Source organism: Paenibacillus sp. 01L418 (assembly GCF_056400045.1).
In genome coordinates, this window is sequence record NZ_JBFTSN010000322.1 from 1 (window position 1) to 7464 (window position 7464).

Here is a 7464-nt window from a genome sequence, read left to right on the forward strand (position 1 = left end):
GCTGCGTACCTTATTTAAGGTAGGTGACTGAATTGAATGACATCATGAAACTTATATTGTCGCTTTCGATATCAGGAAGCATCCTCTTCTTTTTATTGTTTTTAATGAAGCCAATAATCAAGTATAAATTTTCGAAGACGCTTCAGTATTACATCTGGATCGTGGTTCTCCTAAGATTGACGATTCCGTTTTCGTTTGATGGGAGTATCATGAATGATGTTTTTAACAAAAATCCATTTCTAACAGGTCCCATTTTACAAGGTGGGGAAGCTGCAAACTTTGATATAGAGATCGACCCAACTCATGCGATCACCCTACCTCAAGCTAATGATGCTCAAGCAGTAGAAAGTATCAGAGCTGATAATTCAGAAATTTTTGTGATTACAATAATTAAGCAATATGCCATTTACGTTTGGTTAATTGGGACAATACTATCACTCTTTATAAAATTAAGAGGCTATACTCGATTTCTAAAGTATATGAAAACAGCAAGCAAACCTGCATATGATTGGGAAAATAGGATGCTTGGCATGATGTTGAATGGACGGTATAAAGCGAAGCTTGTACGCAACTCCTACATCACCACTCCTATGCTTATAGGAATGATTAGGCCAATAATCATCTTACCGGATACCCACTTCACTGAGGTTCAGCTCAAAAATATTTTGATTCACGAAATCACACATCTGAAACGGTTTGATATTGTTGTAAAATGGTTTTCCATGCTCGTTACTTCTCTGCATTGGTTTAACCCCGTAGTTTATTTTGTAGAAAAAGAGATTAACCGTCTTTGTGAGCTGTCTTGCGATGAAGTGGTTATTCGTAAATTCACCTCATCAGAGAAGCAGGAATACGGTGAAACCTTAATTGCGGTAGCCTCAAATGAACAATACCCCGTTGGAGGATTACAGGCTACTTTTAGCGATGAGAAGACGATTTTAAGAGAAAGGCTGGTGGCTATTATGCGACCTAGCAAAAGATCGACATTCATAATATTATCCTCATTCGTATTAGCTGCRGTCGTCATTTTTAGTGCAATTGCACTTGGGGCTAGTGTGGGAGCAAGCAATTCCAATGTAAGAAGCAGCATCAGTCCAGTTGAACCACCCGCAATTGTCATCTCACATGAGAGAAATACTGATCCCATCGAAAATTATACAATTCTAAAATCAAGTTGGAATGGGGTTAAGTATGATCGAATGTCCTTTTACCAAGCAGCTTGGCATAGTGAGCCTACTCTTCTAACAGGTCTGCGTCGTTTAAAGCCAGGTGAGAAATTGAAAGTCGATTTTGGAGAAAATACACCAGATAAAGTTACAGTGAAAATGGCTTTTTTGACTGAAAGCTTTGAGCAATCGTTATTGCCGATTGAAGAAGTTGCCGTAAACCATGTTAATGGAAAGTATGCATTCATTAATCCACCAACAGCTGTGAGCGACATTCCGACAACTGGCCGAGTTTATAGCATCACARCCACTTGGGGGCAAAATAGCTGCGAATATGTTTTTGCTTCGGATGGAAAGTTTGATTACGAGCAGTTTCCCGAATAAATAGATGGTTTATTACGATTAAGAGTCGCCCAAGCAGCATGCGGGCGGCTCTTTTTTTTGTGAAAACTAGCGAGGTTCACTCTGCGTTCACAAGCTTATGATATGCTCTCACAAGCAAGTCGAGAGTAGGTTGTCAAAAAAAATACGCAGAATGTTGGAGGCTTATCATGTTATCGATTATGAAGAAAATAGGTTACAAAATAATGTTAGTCACTTTACTGGTTGCTGTTGCGGGAGTGAGCTTATTCGGAGCACAAGCGCCGGTATCGGCAGCGCAGTCCACACCCGTAAAGTCTGAGGGAGAAGCCAACTCTCTAAACGATGTCGCTGGGCTAACGGCGTTCATTGATGGTATTATGAAAGTGCATATGGACAATTTCAAGTTTCCAGGTGCGGTTATTTCAATCGTCAAGGATGGGGAAATCCTGCTCGCTAAGGGGTATGGTTACTCTAACCTCGAGAAGAACCAGCTGGCGAACCCAGAGACAGATCTATTTCGAATCGCTTCAACAACGAAGCTGTTTACTTGGACCGCTGTGATGCAGCTTGTTGAGCAAGGCAAGATCGATCTGGACACAGACGTCAATAACTATTTGAAAACGGTGAAAATACCGAAAACCTATTCAGAGCCGATTACGATGCGTCATCTAATGACCCATACCGCTGGCTTTGAAGAAGGCGGAGTCGGCTATCAAATTACTACAGATCCTAAAAAGCTGCCGGTATCGATTTCGGAAACGCTTGCCAAGCATATGCCAGCACGAGTAAGACCTCCGGGCGAGATGTCGTCTTATTCCAACTATGGCGCCGCGCTAGCAGGATTAATCGTCGAGGAAGTTAGCGGGACAGCGTACAATGATTATATACAGAAATATATTTTTGATCCGCTCGATATGAAATACGCTACGGTTCAAGAGCCTATTCCTGCTGCATTAGAAGCTTTTTCTGTACCGGGTTATGCTAAGGAAAACGGCGTATTCGAAGCTCAGCCGCCAACATTTGAGGGGGGATTTCGGCCCGCGGGATCAGCTGCAGTATCTGCAATTGACATGGCTCATTTCATGATTGCTCATCTTCAAAATGGACGTTATGGTGAAAAGCAACTTTTGAAGCCAGAAACTGCCCTATTGATGCATGCACCAGCTTTCCAGTTTCATAAGGATTTACCAGCAATGGATCTTGGTTTCTATGAGCTGTACATGAACGGGCGGAAGGTTATTTCCCACGGTGGAGCAGATATGCAGTTTAATACGGAGCTATATCTTGTTCCAGATAAACAGATTGGCATTTTTGTTTCCTACAATGGCGGTGACGGCGCATTAGCTGCGGATGGGCTCGCAAAAGCCTTTTTAGACCGCTATTTCCCAGTCGAGGAAGCCAGCCTGCCTCCAGTATCCGCTGTACTTAATGATGCTGTACAAAAATATGCGGGCTCCTATCAATTTACTCGTCGCAATCATACCGATATTGATAAGTTTTACAGTTTTATGTCCAAGATCAGTGTAGCAGCTTCCGGTAATCGTTTATTCATTGGGAGTGGTGCCGAACAGCAAGTATTTGAACCTATTGGACCTGATGTATTTCAACAAGTAGGCGGAGAGGGACGGATTGGATTCCGCACCGACGAATCAGGAAAAGTCACGCATTTGCTTCTTGATTTCTTACCTGCGATGCCGCTTGAACGCGCGTCGCTGCTGGATCAAACATCGTTCTGGTTTCCATTGCTTGGCATCTCAGTCTTTCTATTTATTACGGTGATACTGGGCTTCCTAAATCGCAGACGTGAAATCAGCGCGATGCCGAAAGAGCAGAAGTGGGCACATCGGCTGTCTGCAGCCACCGCCGTCTGGGCACTATCAACCGTTGTTGCGACGCTTGTTATCGTGATGAATATGGATTTGCTCACTCGACTTAGCCGCATTACACAGTCGTTGAATCTTTATTTGTTTATGCCTATTCTACTCGTTGGATTTACTTTGGCAATGATCGTTTTGAGTGTGCTTGCTTGGAAAAACAAATATTGGACGGTACTAAAACGCGTGCATTACTCTCTTATTATGCTATCGGCAGTAGCACTCAGTTTGTTTTTCTATCATTGGAACTTGCTTGGATGGCATTTTGGTTGAAACAGCAATCCACCCATATGGGAAGTGCATGTTAAAGAGGGGAGACGTACATCTTAATGGCCAAAATTCTGATCGCGGATGACGATGCACATATTCGCGAATTGATGTCTTTATTTTTGAAAAACGAAGGTTTCGAAATTTTAGAGGCAAAARACGGTGCGGAGGCGCAAGAAATTTGGGAAAACAATCAAATTGATATGGTTATCCTCGATATTATGATGCCTCACGTAGACGGATGGGAATTATGCAGGGAGATTAGACGCATTGATTCCAATATTCCTCTCCTGATGGTCACAGCCAAGGGAGAGTCTGTGCAAAAAGTGAAGGGATTTCAGCTTGGAACGGACGATTATTTAACGAAGCCGTTTGACCCAATGGAGCTTGTGATGAGAGTAAAAGCGCTGCTGAAGCGTTATATGATCGTGTCTTCACAAACGATACAGCTTGGCGGTGTTACCCTCAATCGCCGCAACTATCAAGTGATTCGAGGAGATGAAACGCTAACTCTTCCATTGAAGGAGTTTGAGCTGCTGTTTAAAATGGCGAACCATCCTGGGCAAATTTTTACGAGGGAACAGCTGATCACTCAGATCTGGGGTAAAAATTATGAAGGTGACGACCGAACCGTCGATGTTCATATTAAACGGCTAAGGGAAAGATTTGCTGGCGATGCACAACATTTTCAGATTGAAACAGCCCGTAGTCTGGGGTATCGGCTTGTCATTACATGATTAATACGTTATATGTCCGCATCATTTGCACGTTTCTGGCCGTCATCATATTCAGCTTGTTGACTTCATTTTTTATAGGCTTTTTTATATTCAAGAAAGAAATAAACCATGTCGGTCAGAACGACATGCTTGCAGCAGGAGAGGAAATGATTACTCTCTATGAACAAACAAAGCCGGATGATCTGAGTGTTTTCCTAACAAGAATGGTAAAGGTGTCCGCTTATCCAATCCACATGTATGATGCATCCGGAAATGTTACGATCTATGCATTAAACAATACGAGTAATGTGAAAATTGCGCCGGAAGCTGTTCAGCAGGTGCTTCGAGGGCAATATTATCGCTCACCTGGTAAGGAAGGTCAAACATTCGTTGGTATTCCTTTTCCCATCGATGGGAAGATACAGGCCATGTTTATGCAGTTTTCAGCGCAAAATGAAAATATTATAAATCGAATGATGCTGATCATACTGCTTCTTGGCTTATTTATTGGGAGCCTATGCATTCTCATTGCGGCTCGTTATTTGGTGAAACCGATTCAAGCGATGACACAAGCGACCAAGAGGCTTGCCAAGGGAGATTTCGATGTGGAAATCAAACTGAAAAGCGCGGATGAAATAGGAGTCTTAAGCCATAGCTTTAATGAAATGGCTAGTGAACTGAAACAGCTGGAGCAGATGCGGCAGGATTTTGTATCGAATGTATCACACGAAATTCAAACTCCGCTAACGTCAATATCGGGTTTTGCAATGGCGATGAAGAATAACAGCTTGGTAGCAGAAAATAATCGTAATTATTATTTGGATATTATTATTATGGAGAGCGGGCGGCTATCGAGGCTTAGCGATAATTTGCTGAGGCTTGCCTCGCTTGATTCCGATCAGCATCCATTCGAGCCGATGACGTATAATCTCGACGAGCAAATTAGGCAAATCGTCGTTACTTGCGAGCCTCAATGGTCGGCCAAAGACATTCGTATCGAATTAGAATGGGCGAACACGATCAAGATTACAGCAGATCAGGATCAGTTGAACCAAGTATGGATGAATTTACTCGGCAACAGCATCAAATTCACACCTGAAGGTGGACTTATCGAAATTTCTATAACTCAATCCGGTACCGAAGTGCTATTCACAATAACCGATTCAGGTATTGGCATTGCGGCGGATAAGCTTGAACATGTGTTTGAGCGGTTTTACAAGTCGGACCAATCACGCAACCGCAATATTAGCGGTAATGGTTTGGGGCTTGCGATCGCCAAAAAAATTGTTACTCTTCATTATGGAACGATCGAAATGAAAAGTAGGCTAGGCGAAGGTACGACAGTAATGGTATGTTTACCCATTCAATAATAATAATTGGAGTGATCGGTCAAATGACCGATCATTTTTTTTTTTTTAGCATAATGTAGAACCCAATTTGAAACTAAAAAACGATTTTTCAAAAAAAAGTAAAAACAATATGTGACCAATCTACGTTCTTAATTGTGTTAATGGGTAAAGGAGGTCATATTACAATGCCAAGCAGTTCGCTCCGGCCGGGCGTGGATTTTGGGGAAACCTATCTTTTATACGGCAAAATGCTTTACCGAATCGCAATGATTCACCTCGGAAACAAAGAGGACGCAGAAGAAGCCATGCAGGAAACATTTGCGAAATTGTTGTATAAATCACCTGAATTCAATGATCAGAATCATAAAAAGGCATGGCTCATAAGAGTCATCACGAATCAGTGCAAAAATATGTTAGGCAGCTTATGGCGAAGACGTGTAGTGAAGATGGAAGAAATGAATGATTTTTTTGAATCGGAAACGGATCGTACCGTTATGGATCATGTCATGGCATTGCCGTTTAAATTCAAAGCGGTTATTCACCTTTATTATTATGAGGATTACTCGGTCAACCAAATTTCAGACATTTTGCAAATTAGTGAGTCTGCAGTAAAGATGCGTTTGCAACGGGGAAGGCAGCGGTTAAAGCTGGAATTGGAAGGAGAACGATAATATGAATCACAAGGCGTACAAGCATGTTATGGATCAAATAGAGCCGGAGGCAGATTTACAGAATAGAATTGCTCAACAGCTGCTTCGTCAGAAACCAGCTAGTCCATTTCGAATCAAACGATTTCAATATATTGTGGGTAGTTTACTGTTGGTCGTTATCCTTGGATGGATAAGTGCAGATAGGTGGATGAGTGATAATAAACTTCTTATTGATATAACGGAGCCCATTGTACAAAGAGATCCAGTTGAACCTATAAACGACCCGAATGCAATTACGATTCCGAAAATAAAGCTTCCAGATCAATCAAATGCCATGGCTGATATGATCGGTCTAATCGTCTATAAAGGCAATATTTATACACAAACGCAAACTCGCATCTCTGCGGAAAATGCGAAGGAGCTGCGCGGCGAAAAGCTTGGACGTACAAAATCTGGTATTGACGAGTGGAGCAAGCAAACAGATTATGTTGAACTAGCTTCAACGATTGGCGTTGCTGACATTTATTCCGTGAACGGATATGATAGTGATTTTAGAATTATGTCCTACCAAGAGCATGAGGGACAGATCTATGCTGAATTGTATGAACATCTAAATGGCATTACGATTGCGAATGGCGAAGATTTAATAGGAAAAACGAAAGTAAAGGATCATATGGAATCAGTAAGATGGCAGGATTATAATAGCTGGAATTATAGCAAGCCGCAATTTAATAAGTTCCCAATTGATCAAACGCTTCATGTGTTCATGACAGCATTATATGATGCTAAACCTATTGATGGGGATAAGCTCTACAAGGAAGGCATATACAACGAAGGTGCACAAAATCAGAAGGTTTTGTTCTTTAAGCTGGAGGATCAGACGGAAGTGCAGATGTGGTTGTTTAAAGGAAACTATGTGAAATATTCAAATGCACCTGTCTTTTTTCAGTTAGAGCCGGCAGCTTTCTCAGCGCTATGGGATCGTTTGCAATAAGGCAGCAAGTTTTTTGGTAATAAAATATCGACAATAAAGGTTGACCTTTCGTTGTTGCCGTACTATAATTCCGTATACTATTAAT

The 7464-nt window shown here is 41.8% G+C and carries 6 protein-coding genes; all 6 read left to right on the forward strand.

All coding sequences use genetic code 11. The features are described 5' to 3' along the window. Positions 1 to 44: 44 nt before the first annotated feature. The 6 genes from AC1DSE_RS26270 (at position 45) to AC1DSE_RS26295 (ending at position 7379) form a co-directional block, all read left to right on the forward strand. Entirely contained in the window at positions 45 to 1550 is a 1506-nt protein-coding gene (locus tag AC1DSE_RS26270; protein WP_477528432.1) for a M56 family metallopeptidase, read from the forward strand. 167 nt (positions 1551 to 1717) lie between these two features. Beyond that, positions 1718 to 3676 carry a serine hydrolase domain-containing protein gene (locus AC1DSE_RS26275; protein ID WP_477528430.1) on the forward strand — a complete coding sequence of 653 codons (1959 nt, stop codon included), beginning with the start codon at positions 1718 to 1720 and terminating at the stop codon, positions 3674 to 3676. A gap of 56 nt (positions 3677 to 3732) precedes the next feature. After that, positions 3733 to 4407: a response regulator transcription factor gene (locus AC1DSE_RS26280; RefSeq protein WP_477528431.1), complete on the forward strand. Its 675-nt coding sequence runs from the start codon at positions 3733 to 3735 to the stop codon at positions 4405 to 4407. Further along, complete coding sequence (locus AC1DSE_RS26285) at positions 4404 to 5756, forward strand: ATP-binding protein (RefSeq protein ID WP_477512164.1); 1353 nt, start codon at positions 4404 to 4406, stop codon at positions 5754 to 5756. Before AC1DSE_RS26280 ends, AC1DSE_RS26285 begins: the two co-directional genes overlap by 4 nt. Before the next feature lie 164 nt (positions 5757 to 5920). Further along, positions 5921 to 6406 (forward strand): RNA polymerase sigma factor, encoded by a 486-nt coding sequence (locus tag AC1DSE_RS26290; RefSeq protein WP_441882875.1) that lies wholly within the window; start codon positions 5921 to 5923, stop codon positions 6404 to 6406. Position 6407: 1 nt separating this feature from the next. After that, positions 6408 to 7379, forward strand: a complete 972-nt coding sequence (locus AC1DSE_RS26295) for a hypothetical protein (RefSeq protein WP_477512163.1) — start codon at positions 6408 to 6410, stop codon at positions 7377 to 7379. Positions 7380 to 7464: the final 85 nt, after the last annotated feature.

Coding starts and splice junctions, on each gene's coding strand:
- AC1DSE_RS26275 (WP_477528430.1), top strand. CDS start 1,718: ATGTTATCGATTATGAAGAAAATAGGTTACAAAATAATGTTAGTCACT.
- AC1DSE_RS26285 (WP_477512164.1), top strand. CDS start 4,404: ATGATTAATACGTTATATGTCCGCATCATTTGCACGTTTCTGGCCGTC.
- AC1DSE_RS26290 (WP_441882875.1), top strand. CDS start 5,921: ATGCCAAGCAGTTCGCTCCGGCCGGGCGTGGATTTTGGGGAAACCTAT.
- AC1DSE_RS26295 (WP_477512163.1), top strand. CDS start 6,408: ATGAATCACAAGGCGTACAAGCATGTTATGGATCAAATAGAGCCGGAG.